Origin of the sequence: Pseudomonas sp. PvP089 (assembly GCF_017875165.1) — a bacterium.
Classification (GTDB): Bacteria; Pseudomonadota; Gammaproteobacteria; order Pseudomonadales; family Pseudomonadaceae; genus Aquipseudomonas; species Aquipseudomonas fortuita.
Window position 1 is genome coordinate 4822812 of record NZ_JAGGME010000001.1, and the last position, 16708, is coordinate 4839519.

At 63.3% G+C, this 16708-nt stretch carries 17 protein-coding genes and 1 pseudogene; 10 read left to right on the top strand and 8 right to left on the bottom strand.

Annotated elements, in window-relative coordinates; translation table 11 throughout:
- The first annotated feature begins 109 nt into the window (after positions 1-109).
- Entirely contained in the window at positions 110-877 is a 768-nt protein-coding gene (locus J3A71_RS21990) for a class III extradiol ring-cleavage dioxygenase (RefSeq protein WP_209953268.1), read from the top strand.
- Positions 878-967: 90 nt separating this feature from the next.
- Here the strand turns inward: J3A71_RS21990 and J3A71_RS21995 are convergent.
- Both J3A71_RS21995 and J3A71_RS22000 read right to left on the bottom strand, forming a co-directional pair.
- Positions 968-2684 (bottom strand): annotated as a pseudogene (locus J3A71_RS21995) (DEAD/DEAH box helicase).
- Positions 2685-3086: 402 nt separating this feature from the next.
- The gene (locus tag J3A71_RS22000; protein WP_016485447.1) at positions 3087-3842 is read right to left on the bottom strand and encodes a spermidine synthase; all 756 of its coding nucleotides are present in this window, start codon (positions 3840-3842) and stop codon (positions 3087-3089) included.
- Positions 3843-3957: 115 nt separating this feature from the next.
- On the opposite strand from J3A71_RS22000, the gene J3A71_RS22005 reads away from it, so the two are divergent.
- The gene (locus J3A71_RS22005) at positions 3958-5304 is read left to right on the top strand and encodes a 3-deoxy-7-phosphoheptulonate synthase class II (RefSeq protein WP_096425744.1); all 1347 of its coding nucleotides are present in this window, start codon (positions 3958-3960) and stop codon (positions 5302-5304) included.
- Positions 5305-5347: 43 nt separating this feature from the next.
- Here the strand turns inward: J3A71_RS22005 and J3A71_RS22010 are convergent, their stop codons facing one another.
- Positions 5348-5566: a DUF1127 domain-containing protein gene (locus tag J3A71_RS22010; protein ID WP_013971536.1), complete on the bottom strand. Its 219-nt coding sequence runs from the start codon at positions 5564-5566 to the stop codon at positions 5348-5350.
- A 97-nt stretch (positions 5567-5663) separates the two neighbouring features.
- Between J3A71_RS22010 and J3A71_RS22015 the strand changes: the two genes are divergently transcribed.
- Positions 5664-6515 (top strand): LysR substrate-binding domain-containing protein, encoded by an 852-nt coding sequence (locus J3A71_RS22015; protein WP_095117221.1) that lies wholly within the window; start codon positions 5664-5666, stop codon positions 6513-6515.
- Positions 6516-6573: 58 nt separating this feature from the next.
- On the opposite strand, the gene J3A71_RS22020 is transcribed toward J3A71_RS22015, so the two are convergent.
- Positions 6574-7323 carry a sulfite exporter TauE/SafE family protein gene (locus J3A71_RS22020; RefSeq protein ID WP_024717729.1) on the bottom strand — a complete coding sequence of 250 codons (750 nt, stop codon included), beginning with the start codon at positions 7321-7323 and terminating at the stop codon, positions 6574-6576.
- Between the two features lie 113 nt (positions 7324-7436).
- On the opposite strand from J3A71_RS22020, the gene J3A71_RS22025 reads away from it, so the two are divergent.
- The 3 genes from J3A71_RS22025 (at position 7437) to J3A71_RS22035 (ending at position 9472) form a co-directional block, all read left to right on the top strand.
- Complete coding sequence (locus J3A71_RS22025) at positions 7437-8390, top strand: LysR family transcriptional regulator (RefSeq protein WP_016485443.1); 954 nt, start codon at positions 7437-7439, stop codon at positions 8388-8390.
- A gap of 58 nt (positions 8391-8448) precedes the next feature.
- The gene (locus tag J3A71_RS22030) at positions 8449-8904 is read left to right on the top strand and encodes a MarR family transcriptional regulator (RefSeq protein WP_016485442.1); all 456 of its coding nucleotides are present in this window, start codon (positions 8449-8451) and stop codon (positions 8902-8904) included.
- A gap of 139 nt (positions 8905-9043) precedes the next feature.
- The gene (locus tag J3A71_RS22035; RefSeq protein WP_096425742.1) at positions 9044-9472 is read left to right on the top strand and encodes an organic hydroperoxide resistance protein; all 429 of its coding nucleotides are present in this window, start codon (positions 9044-9046) and stop codon (positions 9470-9472) included.
- A gap of 58 nt (positions 9473-9530) precedes the next feature.
- On the opposite strand, the gene J3A71_RS22040 is transcribed toward J3A71_RS22035, so the two are convergent.
- Together J3A71_RS22040 and earP are read right to left on the bottom strand one after the other, a co-directional pair.
- Positions 9531-10103, bottom strand: coding sequence for an elongation factor P (locus J3A71_RS22040; RefSeq protein WP_016485440.1), 573 nt, complete (start codon positions 10101-10103; stop codon positions 9531-9533).
- Positions 10104-10151: 48 nt separating this feature from the next.
- A complete protein-coding gene (gene earP, locus J3A71_RS22045) occupies positions 10152-11285 on the bottom strand; it encodes an elongation factor P maturation arginine rhamnosyltransferase EarP (RefSeq protein ID WP_095117196.1) in 1134 nt (377 codons plus the stop codon).
- 130 nt (positions 11286-11415) lie between these two features.
- Here earP and J3A71_RS22050 point away from each other — a divergent pair, with 130 nt between their 5' ends.
- Positions 11416-11814 (top strand): hypothetical protein, encoded by a 399-nt coding sequence (locus J3A71_RS22050; protein ID WP_016485438.1) that lies wholly within the window; start codon positions 11416-11418, stop codon positions 11812-11814.
- 2 nt (positions 11815-11816) lie between these two features.
- Positions 11817-12287, top strand: coding sequence for a GreA/GreB family elongation factor (locus tag J3A71_RS22055; protein ID WP_016485437.1), 471 nt, complete (start codon positions 11817-11819; stop codon positions 12285-12287).
- Positions 12288-12401: 114 nt separating this feature from the next.
- Here J3A71_RS22055 and J3A71_RS22060 read toward each other — a convergent pair whose 3' ends face one another.
- Positions 12402-13340, bottom strand: coding sequence for a LysR family transcriptional regulator (locus tag J3A71_RS22060; protein WP_024717730.1), 939 nt, complete (start codon positions 13338-13340; stop codon positions 12402-12404).
- Positions 13341-13458: 118 nt separating this feature from the next.
- Here J3A71_RS22060 and J3A71_RS22065 point away from each other — a divergent pair, with 118 nt between their 5' ends.
- Complete coding sequence (locus J3A71_RS22065; RefSeq protein ID WP_016485435.1) at positions 13459-14208, top strand: 3-oxoacyl-ACP reductase family protein; 750 nt, start codon at positions 13459-13461, stop codon at positions 14206-14208.
- 121 nt (positions 14209-14329) lie between these two features.
- Here the strand turns inward: J3A71_RS22065 and J3A71_RS22070 are convergent, their stop codons facing one another.
- On the bottom strand, positions 14330-15211 hold the full coding sequence (locus J3A71_RS22070) for a LysR family transcriptional regulator (RefSeq protein WP_145913227.1): 882 nt from the start codon (positions 15209-15211) through the stop codon (positions 14330-14332).
- Positions 15212-15317: 106 nt separating this feature from the next.
- Here J3A71_RS22070 and J3A71_RS22075 point away from each other — a divergent pair, with 106 nt between their 5' ends.
- Positions 15318-16505: an MFS transporter gene (locus tag J3A71_RS22075; RefSeq protein WP_209953270.1), complete on the top strand. Its 1188-nt coding sequence runs from the start codon at positions 15318-15320 to the stop codon at positions 16503-16505.
- Positions 16506-16708: the final 203 nt, after the last annotated feature.

Genomic DNA, 16708 nt, shown 5'->3' on the forward strand with positions numbered 1-16708 from the left:
GTTGCTCCTTGTTTATCGAGTAAACCGATAGAAAACGCGTAAAACTTGCGATGGATATCGATCAGTTTCTGACCGAAGATGAGTGCATCTTAACCTTCAGGACCTTGCCATGCTGCCCAGCCTGTTCATTTCCCATGGTTCGCCCATGCTCGCCCTGCACCCGGGTGCCAGCGGGCCGGCCTTGGCCGGGCTGGCCAACAGCCTGCCACGCCCCAAGGCAATCGTGGTGGTGTCAGCGCACTGGGAAAGCCGTGAATTGCTGGTAACCAGCAGTGCACAGCCAGAAACCTGGCACGACTTCTACGGCTTTCCACCGGCCTTGTATGCGGTGCAGTACCCGGCGCCGGGCGAGCCTTCCCTGGCAGGCCAGGTCAGCGAGTTGTTGAAAGCTTCGGGGCTGCCAGCCCGGCTGGACGCCCAGCGGCCGTTCGACCACGGCGCCTGGGTGCCGCTGTCGCTGATGTACCCGGACGCAAGCATTCCCGTGGTGCAGGTTTCCCTGCCCAGCCACATGGGGCCTGCGCTGCAGGTGAAGGTGGGCCAGGCGCTGGCGAACTTGCGTGCCGAGGGCATCTTGCTGGTGGGTTCGGGCAGCATCACCCATAACCTGGGGGAACTGGACTGGCATGCAGGGCCGGATGTGATCGAGCCATGGGCGCTGGCGTTCAGGGATTGGGTGGTGGAGCGGCTGCAGGAAGATGACCAAGCGGCATTGCTGGATTACCGGAAGCAGGCGCCACATGCCGTGCGTAACCATCCCAGTGATGAGCATTTGCTGCCGCTGTTCTTTGCCCTGGGGGCTGGGAGCAGGTTTGGCGTGGTGCATCAGGGGTTTACCCTAGGGGCGCTGGGGATGGATATATATCGGTTCGACTGAAGGGCCTCTTCGCGGGCTTGCTCGCGAAAGGGCCGGTACAGGCAAAAAAAATCCCCGACCTGGGCCGGGGATTTTTTTATAGCGCCAGGATCAATCCTCGCGGTAGCGACGCAGCTTCAGCTGCTTGCCAGCTACGCGGGTGTCCTTGAGCTTGGACAGCAGCTTCTCGAGGCCGTCTTCCGGCAGCTCGACCAGGCTGAAGCTGTCGCGAACCTGGATGCGACCGATGGCATCACGCGCCAGGCCACCCTCGTTGAGGATCGCGCCCAGCAGGTTCTTGGCAGCGATACCGTCGCGGGCACCCAGGGCGGTACGGCAACGTACACGGCCTTCGGCCAGCGGCAGCGGCGCACGGCGCTCGCGGTCACCGCGGTCAGGGCGCTCGCCACGCTCAGGACGCTCACCACGCTCACCACGCGGGGCACCAACGCCCGGCACCAGCGGCTGCTCACGCTCTACCGCAGCCAGGTCCAGCGCCTGGCCATTGGTGGCTTTGCGCAGCAAGGCCGAAGCCAGCGCACGTGCGCTGCAACCCAGGTCGGTGGTCAGGCGGTCGAACAGTTCACCGTGGGTGGCTTCTGCTTCGGCTACCAGCGGCGCCAGGCTCGAGGTCAGCTTCTTGATGCGGGCATCCAGCACGGCCTGGGCATTCGGCAGGCGGGCTTCGGCAACTTTCTGTCCGGTTACACGCTCGATCACCTGCAGCATGCGGCGCTCACGCGGGGTGACCAGCAGCAGCGCACGGCCTTCGCGACCGGCACGGCCAGTACGGCCGATACGGTGCACGTAGGACTCTGGGTCGTACGGCATGTCAACGTTGAACACGTGGGTGATGCGCGGTACGTCCAGACCACGGGCAGCGACGTCGGTGGCGACGACGATGTCCAGGCGGCCATCCTTGAGCGAGTCGATCACGCGCTCACGCTGGTTCTGGGCGATGTCGCCGTTCAGCGCGGCAGCCTTGTAGCCTTTGGCTTCCAGGGCGGCGGCCAGGTCCAGGGTGGCTTGCTTGGTACGCACGAAGGCGATCAGTGCGTCGAACTCTTCCACTTCCAGCAGACGCAGCACAGCCGGGATCTTCTGGTCGGCATGGACCATCAGGTGGGCTTGCTCGATCGCGGTTACGGTCTGGGTCTTGGTCTGGATCTTGACGTGCTTGGGCTCGCGCAGGTGGCGCTCGGCGATCGAACGGATCGACGACGGCAGGGTTGCGGAGAACAGTACGGTCTGACGGGTAGCCGGGATTGCGTCGAAGATCACTTCGAGGTCATCCATGAAGCCCAGCTTCAGCATCTCGTCGGCTTCGTCCAGTACCAGGTACTGCACGGTGGACAAGACTTTTTCGTCACGACGCAGGTGGTCGCACAGGCGGCCCGGGGTGGCGACGACGATTTGCGCGCCGTTGCGGATTGCACGCAGCTGTGGGCCCATCGGGGCACCACCGTATACGGCAACCACGTTCACGCCCGGCATCTGCTTGGCGTAGGTTTCGAAAGCGGTAGCTACTTGCAGCGCCAACTCACGGGTTGGCGCCAGGATCAGGGCTTGCGGTTCGCGCTTGCTCACATCGATCTTGTTGAGGATCGGCAGGGCGAAGGCAGCGGTCTTGCCGGTGCCCGTCTGCGCCTGGCCGATCATGTCGTGACCGGCGAGGATGATCGGGATCGATTGTTGCTGAATGGCGGACGGCTCTTCGTAGCCGGTAGCTACCACAGCAGCAACAATGTTCGGATTAAGATCGAGAGCGGCGAAGCCGCCGGTTTCCTGGGTCATGGGTCTGCCTCTAGGTGCATCCGCAAAGACCCATGCTCCAAAGCTGCACATGCCTTGAAAGACCGTCAGGTCACCCAGGCAGCTTTGGCGGCGGGGATTTGCGAAAACGATTGAAAAAGAAAACTTGGGAAGGTCCGCCTAGCGGACGCGCAGCCGAAGCTGGACTCGGAGGATTTGCACCACCTGATTTTGAGGTCCGCTAAAAGACCGGCGCGTACTATACCTGAAATAGCGGCAACCGTGAGGAATATTTTCAGGGGGCAAGGCCATTATCGGGCCATCAACCAATCCGCGCTGAATCGATAATTCCCTGAAGCCTCACCCGATCTGTGTGGGAGCGGCCTTGCGTCGCGAAAGGGGTGCGAAGCGCCCCCAGGATTTAAGCCACGCCGCATAGATTGCCGGGGCCGCTCCCACAAATGGCCGCGTCAGGCGTTCAAGTTGCTGGCCGAATCTCTTTGATCAACCCATCCAGGCTATAACCCAGCTGCGGCGCCAGCGCCTCGGCCCGGGCACGCAACCCCTCCAGATCCAGCACCTGCTCAAGATCAGCCGGCACCAGCAAGATCACATTACCCTCCTTCACCGGCAGCTCCCAGTAATGCCGATGGTACAGCCCGCGCAGCAATGCCGCGCCCAGCGGCTTGCCGTCGTCGGTAGCCCACTGGTTGATTACCAGCCAGCCGCCCGGGTTCAGTTGCTGCTGGCAGTTTTCCAGGAATTTCCATGCCAGGTGCCCCACGCCCGGCCCATGGTCGGTGTACAGGTCGACAAACAACAGGTCGGCCTTCTCCGCCGTGGGCAGCAACTCGATGGCATCACCGATGCGCACGTACAACCGAGGGTCATCATCCAGGCCCAGGTGCTCCATGGCCAGGCGCGGTACGTCCGGGCGCAGCTCGATGGCCTCGATGTCTTCAAGTGGCAGGAACTTCATGCAGGCCTGGGTCAGCGTGCCGGCACCCAGGCCAAGAAACAGCGCGCTCTCCGGCTGTTCATGGCACAACGCCCCCACCAGCATGGCGCGGGTGTAGTCGTACTCCAGCCAGCTGGGGTCGGCCGTGAACACACAGCTCTGCTCGATGGCATCGCCGAATTCCAGAAAGCGGTAGTCGTCGACTTCATACACGCTGATGACGCCAAAAGCGTCCTCTACCCGTGCCAGTAGCCGCTCTTCCCGTTCCGCCGTCATGCTTACCACCCACCCGCGCAAAACGCGCATTGTCCGTCAACACCCTTGATGCAACAAGCGCAGCGCCAACTGTTACCATGGCCTATAGCCTACAACCTACAAGACCGAGCCCGAGATGAACCGACCGTGGAGCCCTGACAGCTGGCGCACCCTGCCGATCCAGCAGCAACCGACCTACCCCGATGCTGCGCACCTGCTGAAGGTTGAACAGACCCTCGCCAGCTACCCGCCGCTGGTGTTCGCGGGCGAGGCACGCGAGCTGCGCAGGCAGTTTGCCGAGGTTACCGAAGGCCGCGCCTTCCTGCTGCAAGGTGGCGACTGCGCCGAGAGCTTCGCCGAGTTCTCGGCGGCAAAAATCCGCGACACCTTCAAGGTGCTGCTGCAGATGGCCATTGTGATGACCTTTGCTGCCGGCTGCCCGGTGGTGAAGGTGGGGCGCATGGCCGGGCAGTTTGCCAAGCCGCGCTCCTCGGGCGATGAAACCATTGGCGACATCACCCTGCCCGCCTACCGCGGCGACATCGTCAACGGCATCGGTTTCGACGCCAAAAGCCGCATCCCCGACCCGGAGCGCCTGCTGCAGGCCTATCACCAGGCCACCGCCAGCCTCAACCTGCTGCGCGCCTTCGCCCAGGGCGGGTTTGCCGACCTGCACCAGGTGCACAAGTGGAACCTGGATTTCATCGCCAACTCGGCACTGGCCGACAAGTACCACCAACTGGCCAACCGCATCGACGAAACACTGGCATTCATGCGTGCCTGCGGCCTGGACAGCGCGCCGCAACTGCGCGAAACCAGCTTCTTCACTGCCCACGAAGCGCTGCTGTTGAATTATGAAGAAGCCTTCGTGCGCCAGGACAGCCTGACCGGCGACTACTACGACTGCTCGGCGCACATGCTGTGGATAGGCGACCGCACCCGCCAGCTCGACGGCGCCCACGTGGAGTTTTTGCGCGGCGTGCACAACCCGATCGGGGTCAAGGTCGGCCCGAGCATGAACCCCGAAGAGCTGATCCGCCTGATCGACACGCTGAACCCGGCCAACGACCCCGGGCGCCTGAACCTGATAGTGCGCATGGGCGCGAGCAAGGTTGGCGACCACCTGCCGGGGCTGATCCGCACCGTCGAGCGCGAGGGGCGCAAGGTGCTGTGGAGCTCCGACCCGATGCACGGCAATACCATCAAGGCCAGCAGCGGCTACAAGACGCGCGACTTTGCGCAGATCCTGGATGAGGTGAAGCAGTTCTTCCAGGTGCACCAGGCCGAGGGCAGCCATGCTGGCGGCATTCATATCGAGATGACCGGGCAGAATGTCACCGAATGCATCGGTGGCGCCCGGCCGATTACCGAGGATGCGTTGTCTGACCGGTATCACACCCATTGTGATCCGCGGATGAATGCCGATCAGTCGCTGGAGTTGGCGTTTTTGATTGCCGAGACGTTGAAGCAAGTCCGGCGGTGAGGCTGGGGCGCATGCCTTGAGAAGCCAGGCGCCCGGCCCACACTCACTTCCTCAGCGGATCATCCCAGAAATGCCGCTCGGCCTCTTGCTGGATATCCGCCCGGCTCAACCCCAAGTCGTGCAAGGTTGCGTCACTGAGGCTGGCCAGCTCCTGGCGCTGGCGGTACAGCTGCAGCCAGCGCGCCGGACGCTGCAGGGCCGCATGCCACAGGTGGTTCAGGGAAAAGGCAGGTTGCTGGATGCTGCTGACATGACCTTTCATCGTGAAGCCCTCCGTGTTGGATGGCCTCAGTCTCGCGCCGGGCTTAAGATCAATCCAACGAATGTTTCTGATGCCATGCATCTCGGAGATTGATGCAATGTCCCAGTACCAGAGCCTCGATGCGGACGTATTGCGCACCTTCGTCGCCATCGCCGAGCAAGGCGGCTTTACGCGCGCCGGCGAAGTGGTCAACCGCACCCAATCGGCGGTGAGCATGCAGATGAAACGCCTGGAAGAAGACATCCTGCAGCGCCAGCTGTTCGAGCGCGACGGCCGCCAGGTTCGCCTCACCGCCGAGGGCCAGGTGCTGCTGGGCTATGCCCGGCGCATCCTCAAGCTGCATGGCGAGGTGTTCAATACCCTGCGCATGCCGCACATGGTCGGGCTGGTGCGGATTGGCACGCCTGACGACTACGCCATGCGCTTTCTGCCGACCATCTTGTCGAGCTTTGCCCAGGCCTACCCGCTGGTGCAGGTGGAAGTGCATTGCGACTCTTCCAAGCAATTGATGCTGCGCCAGGACCTGGACCTGACCATTGTCACCCGCGAACCAGGTAACGAGGTGGGCCAATTGCTGCGCCAGGAACGCTTGGTGTGGGCCGCCGCCGAAGGCTTTTGCCCACAGGAACAGCGGCCGATGCCCGTGGCACTGTTCAATACCGACTGCTTCTGCCGGGCCTGGACCTGCAATGCACTGCAAGCACAAGGTATCGACTACCGCATTGCCTATACCAGCCCCAGCCTGGCGGCGATCTTTGCCATCGTCACGGCAGGGTTGGCGGTGACGGCGCAACTGCAAAGCCTGATTGGTGGCAATATCCGCATACTGGGTGAACAGGACGGGCTGCCGCAGTTGCCCTTAGCCAATGTGATGCTGGTGCGCAGTGCGCAGAACCCCTCGCCGATTACCGACTGTATGGCCGACTACATCGTTGAGGGTTTCAAATAATTGGGGCTTGTGGGAGCGGGCTTGTCCCGCGAATGGGCCGCAACGCGGCCCCACAATCTCACAGTTCAAACCCCAGCATCACCGCACACACCACCAAAAACACACAGAACATCGCCCGCAGTACCTTCTCCGGCAACGCATGAGCCAGCTTCACCCCCCAGCTGATGCTGAGCAAACCACCCACCGCCAACGGAATCCCCACCGCCCAGTCGACACTGTGGTGCACCCCATAGGTCACCAACGTCACCAAAGTACTCGGCGCGGCCAGCGCCAGCGACAGCCCCTGCGCCACCACCTGGGTGGTGCCGAACACACTGGTCAGGATCGGCGTGGCCACCACCGCCCCGCCCACGCCGAACAAGCCGCCCATGGTGCCGGCAAAACTGCCCAGCACGCCCAGCCAGGGCCAGGCATAACGCAGTTCGGCACTGGGCGGCGATGCCTTCATGAACATGCGCGCCACGTTCCACACCGCCAGGGCGACCAGAAAGCCGACAAAGCCCAGGCGCATGGATTGCGCATCCAGCCCCACTGCCCAGATCGACCCCAGCCAGGCAAACAAAAAGCTGCACGCCGACAGCGGCAAGGCATGGCGCAGCTCGATGCGGTTGCGCTGGTGATAGCGCCATAACGCCAGCAGCACGTTCGGCACCACCATCACCAGCGCCGTACCCTGCGCCAACTGCTGGTCCAGACCAAACAGCACGCCCAGCGCGGGGATTGCGATCAGCCCCCCACCAATACCGAACAAGCCCCCCATGGTGCCCAAGGCAGCGCCCAGCACGATATACAACAACCACTCGATCATCAGGGCCTCGTTTGCCTGTACAGATAATGCGAGCATGCTAACGACTGTGTGCTGGCGGGGAAACGCACAGCAGCGCACAATGGCTATGCGTTTTTCGCAAAAGCAAGGCAGCCATGAGCCCCGATACCCTGACCGACCAATTGAGCCTGTTCCTCGATGTGTTGGAGGCTGGCAGTTTTTCCGCCGCCGCCCGCCGTCACCCGCTGACCCCGTCCGCTGTGGCCCGGCGCATCGACAACCTGGAAAGCGCCGTCGGCAGCCGCCTGTTCACCCGCAGCACCCATGCCGTGCGCGCCACACCCGCAGGCAATGCCTTTGCCGAACGGGCCAGGCGCATCATCGAGGAGCTGCGCCTGGCCCGGGCTGAAGCGGTATCGCTGAGCAACGCCCCCGAAGGCCTGATCCGCATCGACGCCCCCGCCGCGTTCGGCCGCCGCCATCTGGCCCCCGCCATCGCCGACTTCCTGGTGGCCTACCCCGGCCTGGATGTGCAACTGCGGTTGATCGACAGCTTCGTCGACCTGCAGGGCAGCCACCTGGGCGAGGTCGACCTGGTACTGCGTGCCGGCCCCTTGGCCGACACCCGGTTGGTCGCCACGCCGCTGGCTTACATGGTGCGCGTCGCCTGCGCCAGCCCCGCCTACCTGGCCAGCCGCGGCATGCCCACCTGCCCCAGCGAACTGCCTGGGCATGACGGCCTGGACTGGGACGGCCTGGCCCCGCCGTTCGCCTGGCGCTTCAACGTGGCCGGGCAAACGCGCCTGTACCGTCCTGCGCGCATGCGCATGGCCGCCAACAATGCCGAAACCTTGCTGTTCGGTGCGCTCGCCGGCTTAGGTGTTGCCCACCTGCCTACCTGGCTGATCAGCGAATACCTGCTGCGTGGCGAACTGGTTCCGCTGTTTTGCGACGGCGGCCTGCCAGCAGCCGAGACCAGCGGCATTTACGCACTACGGCTGGAACATGAAACGAACTCTCGCAGCCGTTTGCTGCTCGAATTCCTCAAGAGCCGCTTCAGCCCGATTCCACCCTGGGACCTGGCCTTGCGCAGTGAACTGCGTGAGTAATGCGCGCACTAAAAATAAGCGTGCCAGAATTCCCCATTGATCAATTTCAAGGACCTGCATGAACGCCGACACCCAAGCCTCTTGCGACGAGCTGCTGCTGGACAACCAGGTCTGCTTCGCCCTGCACTCCACCTCGTTGCTGATGACCAAGGTCTACAAACCGCTGCTGCAAGCCTTGGGCCTGACCTACCCACAGTACCTGGCCATGCTGGTGCTGTGGGAGCGCGACGACCTGACAGTGGGCGAAATCAGCCAGCACCTGCTGACCGACCCGGGCTCCCTGACGCCACTGCTCAAGCGCCTGGAAAGTGAAGGCCTGCTGCAGCGTAACCGCAGCAGGGAGGACGAACGGGTAGTAATGGTGCAGCTGACTGAAAAGGGCCGCGCCCTGCAACAGCAGGCCAAAGAAGTGCCGCAGTGCATCCTCAAAGCCAGCGGGCGCAGCCTGGAGCAGTTGCAGCAACTGCAGGCCGACCTGCTGAACCTGCGCGAGAACCTGCAGAAAAACCTCTGACAGCTATGCTGTGCACTGGCCGTTCGGATGGACGGCAATGATTTATCTTGCGCGCAAACTAATTGCGCGCTAATTTAAATCCCACACCAATCCGCGCCCTCCTTGACCGGGAGCGCACAGCACATTAGCGAGGCTCAAGATGCAAAAGGTCACTCCGCTGTACATCGCAGAAGCTACCTCCACCGGTGGGCGCGACGGAAAATCGAATTCCAGCGACGGCAAGCTGGCAGTCAGCCTGAGCACGCCCAAGGAACTGGGCGGCGCAGGCGGTGACGGCACCAACCCCGAGCAGCTTTTCGCTGCCGGATACTCAGCCTGCTTCATCGGCGCCCTGAAGTTCGTGGCCGGGCAAGAGAAGAAGGCCCTGCCGGCAGATGCCTCTATCACCGCCAAGGTGGGCATTGGCCAGATCCCAGGCGGTTTCGGCCTGGACATCGACCTGCACATCAACCTGCCAGGCCTGCCCCAGGCCGATGCCGAAGGCTTGGTGGAAAAGGCTCACAAAGTTTGTCCGTATTCCAACGCTACCCGCGGGAACGTGGATGTGCGCCTGCATGTGACGGTTTAAGTCGCAGGCACAAAAAACCCGGCCGAGGCCGGGTTTTTTGTGCACATTGCAAGAAGAATTACTTCTTGGCACGGCCTTTGTACGAACCGCCTTCGCGGGTATCGATTTCGATCAGGTCGTCGATTTCGATGAAGTCAGCAACGCTGAGTTCAGTACCGTTTGCCAGCTTGGCAGGCTTCATGACTTTGCCCGAAGTGTCGCCACGAGCCGAACCTTCGGTGTAGGCAACCTTACGCACGATGGTGGTCGGCAGCTCTACCGATACCAGACGGTCTTCGAAGAACACAGCTTCGCAGATGTCTTCCATGCCTTCTTCGATGAACGGCAGAACGGCCTCGATGTCTTCGGCGTTCAGCTCGTACATGGTGTAGTCGGTGGTGTCCATGAAGGTGTATGTGTCACCGCTGATGAACGACAGGGTCGCTTCTTTGCGATCCAGGATCACGTCGTCCAGCTTGTCGTCCGCACCGTATACGGTTTCGGTCTTGTAGCCGGTCAGCAGGTTCTTCAGCTTGGTCTTCATGATCGCGCTGTTACGGCCCGACTTGGTGAACTCAGCTTTTTGAACCAGCCACGGGTCGTTGTCGATCCGCAGGACGGTACCGGGTTTCAGTTCTTTACCAGTTTTCATTACGAAGTATCCGAATCTGGATGGATTTATAAAAATCGAGGCCGCGTATCATAGCGAATTTCGGTAAAAGTGTACTAGCGCTGTGGCAAGGTCCGGCTGAGCGGCCTGTCGCACCGCCCAAAGCCGGGCATGCCGTTGCAGTTCCGGCCAGTGCTGGCGGGCTGCCTGCCACGCCTGGCCCATGTCGCAGTCCATGTTCCAGGCACGCCACAGGCCCAGCAGGGCGGCATCGGCTTCATCTGACAGGCCGCGTCGATAATGCGCCAGAAACGCTTCGAGCTTTTCCCAGTGGGCGTTCTCGTCCTGCACATAGATGTGCCACAGCATCGGCTGCCCGGCCCACTGCGCCCGCACGAACGAGTCTTCACCACGCACCGCGTTGAAATCGCAACTCCACAGCAGCCGGTCGAAGTCGTCCTGGCTGACGAACGGCAGCACCTGCACGGTCAGCGCGCCCCGCTTGCGCACGCTGCCCACCTGCAGCGGCACCTCGCCAAGCCACTGGCTCAGCCCCGCCACGATACGCCCTTGCGGTACCAGCAGGTGGCACGGTTGCGCGCCTGTGGCCAAGGCATTCAGCCAGCTGGCCAACTGCGGGTTTTCGTAGGCAAACAGCGATATCAGCAATGCCCCCTGCTCGGGCGCTACCCCAAGCTCCTGCAGAAACGCCTGGCGTGCCCCGGCCGACTGCTGGAAGGCATCACGCCGCGCCAGCAGCGAGCCCTCGCGTAGCAGGCCGCCGGTTTTTTCGGTAAAGCCGGGGAAGAAAAACACCTTGCGCAGGCCGTTGGGCTGCGGCGAAGGCAAGCCATGGCAGCCCTCCACCCAGTCCTCGGCACTGAGGTATTCAAGGTTCAGCCACAGCGGCGGCGTGGCGCAGGCACGCATTGCCTCTACATAGGCCGCCGGCAACTGGCACGCGAAGGCGCCGATCACCCCATCGGCCGGTGCCACCGGCAGCCAGGCCGCAGGCCACTGACGCACATCCACACCGTGCTGCCACTGCTGTGCTGCGCTGGCATCAGCCCCTGGGCACATGGGCGTGAACGCGTTCAGGTCATCTACCCACAGGCGCACCGCCAGGCCATGCTCAGCCACCAGTTGCCGGGCCAGGCGCCAGGTCACGCCTATGTCGCCGTAGTTGTCGACGACGCTGCAGAAAATGTCCCAGGTGGCTTTCACCCGCCCCTCCCGTTCTGGTGCAAAAAACGCGAATTCTGCGGATAAATTGTCGCCGACAAAAGCACCCGCACGGAAAAATGCTCAAGTGCATGCGACAATGTACCCCGACCTACCCTGCCAGGAGGCTGCCATGGCCCGTCACCGTGAACTCAAGATCACCCTCAAGCCGCTGCCGTTGATTGTGTGCGTTGCCTTTGGCCTGTGGCTGGGCGCCGTGGCCATTGCCGCGAGCCTGTGGCTGGCGCTGCAACTGTGGCCACAGCAGGTGCAGCCGCTGGCCCAGGCCGTGGCCCCCGGTGTGTACCGGCCTGCCGCCCCCCCGGCGCCAGCCCCGGCACAAGACGCCCAGGCCGAGATGTTCGAGCACTACAAGGGCATTCTGCGCAAACAGGAACTGCAACAGGCCGCCGAGGCCGCGCAGGGCAACCCGCGCAACCTCAACAGCCCCAAATGCCAGTTCTGGATGCAGCAGAACCGCACCGCCCCCACCGACAAAAGCCAGGCCAACGTGCTGGAGTTCTGTTACTGACCATGGACAAGACCCGCCTGCTGGCGCAGATCGTCGCCACCCTCGAGCATGACCTTGACGTGCTGACCCGCGCGGCGCAAAGCGCCTACGAAACTGCCACCGCCGAAGAGAACATTGCCGAGAACAAGTACGACACCCTGGGCCTGGAAGCTTCGTACCTGGCCACCGGCCAGGCCCGCCGCAGCGCCGAGATCCGCCAGGCGCTGCTGACCTACCAGCAATTGCTGCTGCGCGACCATGACCCGGCGCGCGGGGTGCAGATCAGCAACCTGGTGACCCTGGAAGATGACGCTGGCGGGCAGCGCCGGTTGTTCCTCGGGCCTGAGGCGGCGGGGTTGAAGATTGGTGAGGGGGATGAGCGGGTGACCGTGATCACCCCGCGCTCACCGCTGGGGCAGCAATTGATGGGCAAGCGGGTGGATGATGAGGTGAGCCTGGGGGCGCAGGCATTGTTCATTACGGGTATTGCCTGACCGGGCCCTATCGCCGGCAAGCCAGCTCCCACAGGATTACCACAGGCCTGAATACTGCAGGCTCCCTCTGGGAGCTGGCTTGCCGGCGATAAGTTTCGGTCAGGCAAAACACACCTAAAGGGTTTGCAAGGCATCGAACCGCCCCGCCAACCCCTGTTCGGCAAACTGCTCCACCACAAAATCGATGAACGCCCGGGTCTTGCCCGGCATCAGCTTGTGCTCGGCGAAATACAGGCTGATATGCCCGTCATCCACGTACCAGTCAGGCAACACCCGCCGCAGCCGCCCTGCCTGCAGGTATGGCACGGCAAATGGCAGGCTCACCAGGGCAATCCCCAGCCCCTGCTCGGCCACCGCGCACGCCGCGTCCGAATCGCTCATGGTCATCGCCTGGCGCAGTTGCATCGGCTGCTGCGCCTGCCAGCGGCTGGTCAAAGGCCACGAGCGCACCCGCCCGGTCTGCGGTGAGCGGATCAGGATGCCGTCGTGCCGCTGCAGCACCTGCGGGTCGTCAATCGGTGCGTGCCGCTGCAGGTAGGCCGGTGCTGCCACCAACACCCGGTGGGCCGGGGTCAGCTTGCGCGCCACCACCCCCGGCGGCAGATCGAAACCACCGCCAATCGCTGCATCGAAGCCCTGGCCGATCAGGTCGACCTGGCGGTTGTCGAAATGCCAATCCGGGGTAATCGCCGGATAACGCCGTAAAAACTCACCCAGCAAGGGCAACACATACAAGCGCCCGAACACAGTGCCCATGCTCACCCGCAACAACCCGGCCGGCTGGCCTTCGGCGCTGGCCAGGTTGGCCACGGCATACTGGATGGTACGAAAGCTGTCGCTGACTTCGCCCAGAAAACGCTGCCCCGCCTCAGTCAGGGTCAGCTTGCGGGTACTACGCTGGAACAACCGCACGCCCAGGCGCGCCTCCAGCTGAGCCACGTGCTTGCCCACGGCGGCGGGGGTAATGCTCAGGCGCCTGGCAGCTTCGGCAAAGCTGCCGACCTCGGCACTGCGGATGAAGCACTCCAACGCGTTGAACGATTCCACGGCCATCATTGCCAACCCAAGGTTTACTCTGCTGATAGTGATTGCCATCTTATCAGCAGGTAATCAAGCGCCGATACTTTGCCCATCCAAGGCATTTCGGCCTGGCTTCCAGCAGGAGATCAGCATGTCCAAGCAACTTTCACTCGAAGGCAAAGTGGCCCTGGTTCAGGGCGGTTCCCGCGGCATAGGCGCAGCCATCGTGCGCCGCCTGGCACGCGAAGGTGCGCAAGTGGCCTTCACCTATGTCAGCTCCGCCGGCCCGGCAGAAGACCTGGCCCGCGAGATTACCGAAAACGGCGGCAAAGCCTTGGCCCTGCGGGCCGACAGCGCCGACGCAGCCGCCGTGCAACTGGCAGTGGATGACGCCGTGAAGGCCTTTGGCAGGCTGGATATCTTGGTCAACAACGCCGGTGTGCTGGCGGTAGCACCGGTGACCGAATTCGACCTGGCCGACTTTGACCGCATGCTGGCGGTGAACGTACGCAGCGTGTTTGTCGCCAGCCAGGCCGCAGCCCGTTACATGGGCCAGGGCGGGCGCATCATCAATATTGGCAGCACCAACGCCGAGCGCATGCCATTTGCCGGCGGTGCGCCTTATGCCATGAGCAAGTCGGCGCTGGTTGGCCTGACCCGTGGCATGGCGCGTGATCTGGGGCCACAGGGCATTACCGTGAACAACGTGCAGCCGGGGCCGGTGGACACCGACATGAACCCCGCCAGTGGCGAGTTTGCCGAGAGCCTGATCCCGTTGATGGCGATTGGACGGTATGGCGAGCCGGAAGAAATTGCCGGCTTTGTGGCTTACCTTGCTGGGCCAGAGGCGGGGTATATCACCGGGGCAAGCCTCACGATTGATGGTGGGTTTGCCGCTTGAATTGATGGGTTGCCTGTTTCGGCCCATTGCCGGCAAGCCAGCGCCCACAAGATCACCACAGGCCTTGAACCCGTGGGGTTCCCGTGGGCGCTGGCTTGCCGGCAATGGGGCCAGAACAGGCTCAATCATTGCCCCCCAGATGCTGTTCCATCACCTCCAGAAACGCCCGGGCAGCAGGCGTCGGGCTGGAGGACCACACGGCATACAGGTGCCGCACCGGCGCATCTACCAACCGCGCCAGTGCCACACCTTCGAAACCCTGGGCCACCCGTTCCGGCACCAGGCCCACCGCCATGCCCCGCTGCACGAACTTTTCCACCAGGCGCACATGGCCGATCTCGAATTGCACCCGATGCTGCAGCCCCGCTGCCTGAAACGCCTCATCTGTCTGGCGCCGCGCCCCGGTGCCTTCGGGGAAATCCACCAGCACTTCATCCGCCAGATCGGCCAAAGCCAGCTGCCCGCAGCCGGCCAGCCGATGATCAACCGGCAACAACGCCACCAGTTCCTCCCTGGCCAGCAACCGATGCTGCACGCCCTGCACCACCTCGCCCTGCCACAGGCCAATGAAACCAACGTCCAGGCGCCGCTCGACCACATCGGCTATCAGCCATTCGCTCTTGGCCGTGATCCAGCGCACATCCACATCCGGGAATCGTCCGTGGAACACGGCCAGCAAGTCGACCAGGTCCAGCGCCGTGAGCGAGCTGATTTCCCCTATCGCCAGCCGCCCGCGCACCTGCCCGCATGCCGCCGCCACGTCATCGGCAATGCGCCGGGCCGCGTCCACCGCCGGCCGCGCGCTGAGCACAAAGGCCTCACCGGCAGGCGTCAGGCGCACCCGCCGCGAACTGCGCTCAAACAGGCTTACACCCAGCTGCGCTTCCAGCCGCGCCACCTGGTGGCTGAGCGCCGACTGCACCACATGGCAGCGCTCAGCGGCACGGGTAAAACTGCCAGTGTCGGCCACGGCGAGGGCGTATTCGAGCTGCTTGAGGTTCATCGATCTATCGGCTTTCAAGATGGATAAGTTGAAAACTATACATTGGTGTCATGCCTGACACTTCTTGATAATTCCCCCACTTACTACTGCCCGCCAAGAGAACCGCATGAACGCCCCCACTCTCAGCCGCGCCATGATCCTGCTGATGGCCACCGCCACCGGCCTGGCCGTGGCCAGCAACTACTACGCCCAACCGCTGCTGCACAGCATCGCCCAGCAGTTTGGCCTGAGCACTGCCAGCGCCGGCAGTATCGTCATTGCCGCACAGCTCAGCTATGGCGCCGGCCTGTTGCTACTGGCGCCGCTGGGTGACCTCTTCGAGCAGCGCCGGCTGATCACCGTGATGACCGCCATTGCCACGTTAGGGCTGGTCATCAGTGCATGTGCGCCGAGCCTGCCCTGGCTGATCCTCGGCACGGCGCTGACCGGGCTGTTCTCGGTGGTGGCGCAGATTCTGGTGCCCATGGCCGCGACCCTCAGCGAGCCGCATCAGCGTGGGCGCGCAGTCGGTACGCTGATGAGCGGCCTGCTGCTGGGCATCCTGCTGGCACGTACTGCTGCCGGTTTTATGGCCGAACTGGGCGGCTGGCGCAGCATCTACGTGTTGGCCGCTGTGCTGATGGCGGTCACCGCGGTGGCGCTGTGCCGCAGCCTGCCGCAGCATCACAGCCATGCCGGGCTGAAGTACCCGGCACTGATCGGCTCGGTGTTCCGCCTGTTCGTTGAAGAACCGGTCCTGCGCCTGCGCTCGCTGCTCGGCCTGCTGGCGTTCAGCCTGTTCGCCCTGTTCTGGACGCCCCTGGCCTTTTTGCTGACCAAGGGCCCCTACCACTACTCCGATGCGGTGATCGGCCTGTTCGGCCTGGCCGGTGCAGCCGGTGCGCTGTCGGCGAACTGGGCCGGGCGCCTGGCCGACCGCGGCAAAGGCGCGCTGGGTACCACCGTGGGCCTGGTGGTGTTGCTGCTGTCGTGGGTGCCGCTGGGCTTTGCCCAGCAGTCATTGCTGGCCCTGCTGCTGGGCGTGCTGATGCTCGACCTGGCGGTACAACTGGTGCACGTGAGCAACCAGAACGCAGTGATTGCCCTACGCCCCGAGGCACGTACGCGGCTGAACGCCGGGTATATCACCTGCTATTTCATTGGCGGGGCGCTGGGGTCATTGCTGGGCACGCAGTTGTTCCAGTACCAGGGCTGGATGGGCATTGTGGCGGCGGGCCTGGTGATTGGCGGGCTGGCGTTGCTGGTGTGGGGCCTGGCCGAGCGTAAGCGCAAGAACACCTTGCAGGTGGCCTGAATGACTCTTGCTGGCCTCTTCGCGGGCACGCCCGCTCCCACAGGTGCATCACAAACCTCAGGGCAGTGACAAGCCTGTGGGAGCGGGCGTGCCCGCGAAGAGGCCATTAGCCACGGCGACAATGCACCGCACGACCCTCCGTCGCATGGTCGTTGACTTGCCAGGCCAGGCAGCGCCCATTAGGCGCTGGTCAATGCCCTTTC

Bases quoted from the DNA above. Each gene is read 5' to 3' on its own strand.
- J3A71_RS21990 (WP_209953268.1), top strand. From the start codon at position 110: ATGCTGCCCAGCCTGTTCATTTCCCATGGTTCGCCCATGCTCGCCCTG.
- J3A71_RS22000 (WP_016485447.1), bottom strand. From the start codon at position 3,842: ATGACGGCGGAACGGGAAGAGCGGCTACTGGCACGGGTAGAGGACGCT.
- J3A71_RS22005 (WP_096425744.1), top strand. From the start codon at position 3,958: ATGAACCGACCGTGGAGCCCTGACAGCTGGCGCACCCTGCCGATCCAG.
- J3A71_RS22010 (WP_013971536.1), bottom strand. From the start codon at position 5,566: ATGAAAGGTCATGTCAGCAGCATCCAGCAACCTGCCTTTTCCCTGAAC.
- J3A71_RS22015 (WP_095117221.1), top strand. From the start codon at position 5,664: ATGTCCCAGTACCAGAGCCTCGATGCGGACGTATTGCGCACCTTCGTC.
- J3A71_RS22020 (WP_024717729.1), bottom strand. From the start codon at position 7,323: ATGATCGAGTGGTTGTTGTATATCGTGCTGGGCGCTGCCTTGGGCACC.
- J3A71_RS22025 (WP_016485443.1), top strand. From the start codon at position 7,437: ATGAGCCCCGATACCCTGACCGACCAATTGAGCCTGTTCCTCGATGTG.
- J3A71_RS22030 (WP_016485442.1), top strand. From the start codon at position 8,449: ATGAACGCCGACACCCAAGCCTCTTGCGACGAGCTGCTGCTGGACAAC.
- J3A71_RS22035 (WP_096425742.1), top strand. From the start codon at position 9,044: ATGCAAAAGGTCACTCCGCTGTACATCGCAGAAGCTACCTCCACCGGT.
- J3A71_RS22040 (WP_016485440.1), bottom strand. From the start codon at position 10,103: ATGAAAACTGGTAAAGAACTGAAACCCGGTACCGTCCTGCGGATCGAC.
- J3A71_RS22050 (WP_016485438.1), top strand. From the start codon at position 11,416: ATGGCCCGTCACCGTGAACTCAAGATCACCCTCAAGCCGCTGCCGTTG.
- J3A71_RS22055 (WP_016485437.1), top strand. From the start codon at position 11,817: ATGGACAAGACCCGCCTGCTGGCGCAGATCGTCGCCACCCTCGAGCAT.
- J3A71_RS22060 (WP_024717730.1), bottom strand. From the start codon at position 13,340: ATGGCCGTGGAATCGTTCAACGCGTTGGAGTGCTTCATCCGCAGTGCC.
- J3A71_RS22065 (WP_016485435.1), top strand. From the start codon at position 13,459: ATGTCCAAGCAACTTTCACTCGAAGGCAAAGTGGCCCTGGTTCAGGGC.
- J3A71_RS22070 (WP_145913227.1), bottom strand. From the start codon at position 15,211: ATGAACCTCAAGCAGCTCGAATACGCCCTCGCCGTGGCCGACACTGGC.
- J3A71_RS22075 (WP_209953270.1), top strand. From the start codon at position 15,318: ATGAACGCCCCCACTCTCAGCCGCGCCATGATCCTGCTGATGGCCACC.